General features: G+C 73.2%; 1 protein-coding gene and 2 pseudogenes. 1 reads left to right on the top strand and 2 read right to left on the bottom strand.

Annotated features, from left to right (window positions below; genetic code table 11):
- Positions 1 to 631, top strand: a pseudogene (locus SACHA_RS24800) (serine/threonine protein kinase); the annotation flags it as partial.
- Positions 632 to 666: 35 nt separating this feature from the next.
- On the opposite strand, the gene SACHA_RS0101970 reads toward SACHA_RS24800, so the two are convergent.
- Positions 667 to 1,581 carry an N-acetylmuramoyl-L-alanine amidase gene (locus tag SACHA_RS0101970; RefSeq protein ID WP_019806784.1) on the bottom strand — a complete coding sequence of 305 codons (915 nt, stop codon included), beginning with the start codon at positions 1,579 to 1,581 and terminating at the stop codon, positions 667 to 669.
- A 192-nt stretch (positions 1,582 to 1,773) separates the two neighbouring features.
- Positions 1,774 to 2,260, bottom strand: a pseudogene (locus SACHA_RS24795) (cobalamin B12-binding domain-containing protein); the annotation flags it as partial.

Genomic DNA, 2,260 nt, shown 5'->3' with positions numbered 1-2,260 from the left:
CGGCGGCGCCCCGACCGCGGCCCGACCCGGGGCACCGACACCCCGACCGGCACGGACGGTCACCCGGGACGACCTGGACCGGGCCCGGGCCGACGCCGGGGAACTGGCCACCCAGGCGCGCTACCGGGAAGCCGCCGAAATCCTCGACGCCGCCACCGCGGACGCCGTCGCCACGTTCGGCGGCGCCGACCCGGACGTCGTCAACGTCCGCCTGGAGTGGGCCAACGTCCTGTTCGAGGGCGGGGACTACCGCACGGCCGCCCCGGCGTACGAGGCGTTGATCGACGACCTCACCGCACGGGACGGCCCGGACACCGAACTCGTGTTCCGCTGCCGCGTGCAGTACGCGGAGTGCCACGCCCGACTCGGGCACACGACGACGGCACTGGACGTCGCGCACCGGCTGCGCGGCGACGAGGAGCGGGTGTTCGGACCGTCCGACCCCCGCCCCATCGAGCTGCGCAGGCGGATCGGGTTGTGGCAGCTCGGCGCGGGGCACCGCGACGAGGCCCGGCGCACGCTGACCACCCTGCTCGACGATCTGGTGGGCGAACACGGGGAACACCACCCGGCCGTGCCCGGCGTGCGCGATCTGCTCGCCGGGCTCCCGGAGAGCCCGCCCGGGGCCTGAGCCACGACGGACGGCGTGACGTGCCGCTTTCGGGTTCAGGCCGTCGTCCGGTCGCCTTCCCCGGAGGTGGCCGACGGGTGCGGTGGCCACGGTGACTCCGGTGACTCCGTCGGCTCCGGCACGTCGTAGGTGGAGGCGGCGTCGTAGCGCTCGGCCGCCACCGAGTCGGCCTCGGCTTCGGCGTCGCTCTCGTCCAGTGCGCGCCGGACACCCCTGCGGGCCGCCTCCTCGACGGCGGTGTTGTCCACCTCCCCGCCGGCGACGAGCTGTTCGACCAGGTTGCGGATGGCGGCGACCTCGCCGCGCAGCGGCGCGATCTGTTGCCGGATGATGCGGTCCTCGGAGCTGCCCAACAGGGTCTCGGAGTACTCGCGGCGCTTGAGCCTGCGGTTGTAGATCCAGTGGGTCCACACGGCCCGGGCGACCTCGTCGGAGCTGGGCATGTCGTCCTCCTGTGCCGAACGGTTGATTTCTGCGATGCGTGCCTGCGCGTAGCGACCCGGGCACAGCGTGGAAGCGCCCGGGGCGTCCCGGTGGCCCCCGGTGAGCCGGGCCTGCCGCCACCAGCCCCGCGCGTGACCGTGCCGGAGCAGCGCGGCCACCGCGTCGACCTGCTGCCTGCTCACCCGCCGCCGTTCGTAGTTGCCGATCAGGCAGATGGCCCGCGAGATGTCGTTGCGCCCGCCGGTGTGCGCGCCCTGACGGTGCACACTGTGCCCCTCGAAGACCCGCCCGGACGGGGGCACCACGAACGTGTAGCTGATTCCGCCGCCGAACCGTTCCTGGCCGATCCGTTCGAGGCGGCGGACCGCGGCGGCCTCGTCGGCGACATTCCGCTCCGGTGCCGGGGTCACCGAGTGGTGCAGCCACACCTCCGAGGCGGGCAGTGGCGCGTCCCGGAACCCGTCCGGATACCGCGCGCCCCACCGTGCTCGACCGATGATCTCCACGTCAGCCTCCCTACCGAGTGCTGATCCTGTGATCTGTACCACCAACGGTAACGCGCTCGTGCGGTTCCGTGCGGACACGTTCAGGTACTAATCGGCTCGTAAGTGGTCACGAAGCGTGATAATCCGGGCAACCGTAGGCCCGTGCCCGGCGTCGGGAGCGCGGCATCGCGGTGCCCGCCGTCCCGGGGCCGCTCACGTGGTCCAGTGACTCCGGAGCAGAGACCGCGCCAGTGGCAGTTCGTCCAGTGCGGCGGCGAGTTCGGTCCCGAGGTCGGTGAAGGCCCCGTCGTCGATCCGCCGTGCCCGGAGCACCGTTCGGGCCCAGTCGGCGACCTCGCGCACGAGCCGGTCGTCACCGGTGATCAGCGCACCCTGCAGGGTGCGCAGCGGTTGCTCGACACAGTCGTGCAGCACGGACGCCAGGTCGCTCTCCGCGTCGGTGCCCGGGGAACCGGACGGAATCTCCGCGGCGTCGGGCCGCCACCGCTGCTCCACCCGCTCGACGAGCCGGTGGTGGGTCAGTTCGAGGGTGCGTTGCTCGGCCAACGGTTCCGCGGGCAGTGGCTCGACCGGGTCGACCGTGGTCGGCAGGCATCCGAGCAGCGCGAACGCCTCCTGCGGGCTCGCCGCCCACCCGGTCGCCCCCAGGGCGCGGGCCCGGACGTCGTCCGGCCCGAAC

The sequence above is a fragment of the Saccharomonospora halophila 8 genome, from assembly GCF_000383775.1.
Taxonomy (GTDB): Bacteria; Actinomycetota; Actinomycetes; order Mycobacteriales; family Pseudonocardiaceae; genus Saccharomonospora; species Saccharomonospora halophila.
Note: the sequence above shows the minus strand (reverse complement) of the source record. Positions and strands in the feature narration are given on the sequence as shown.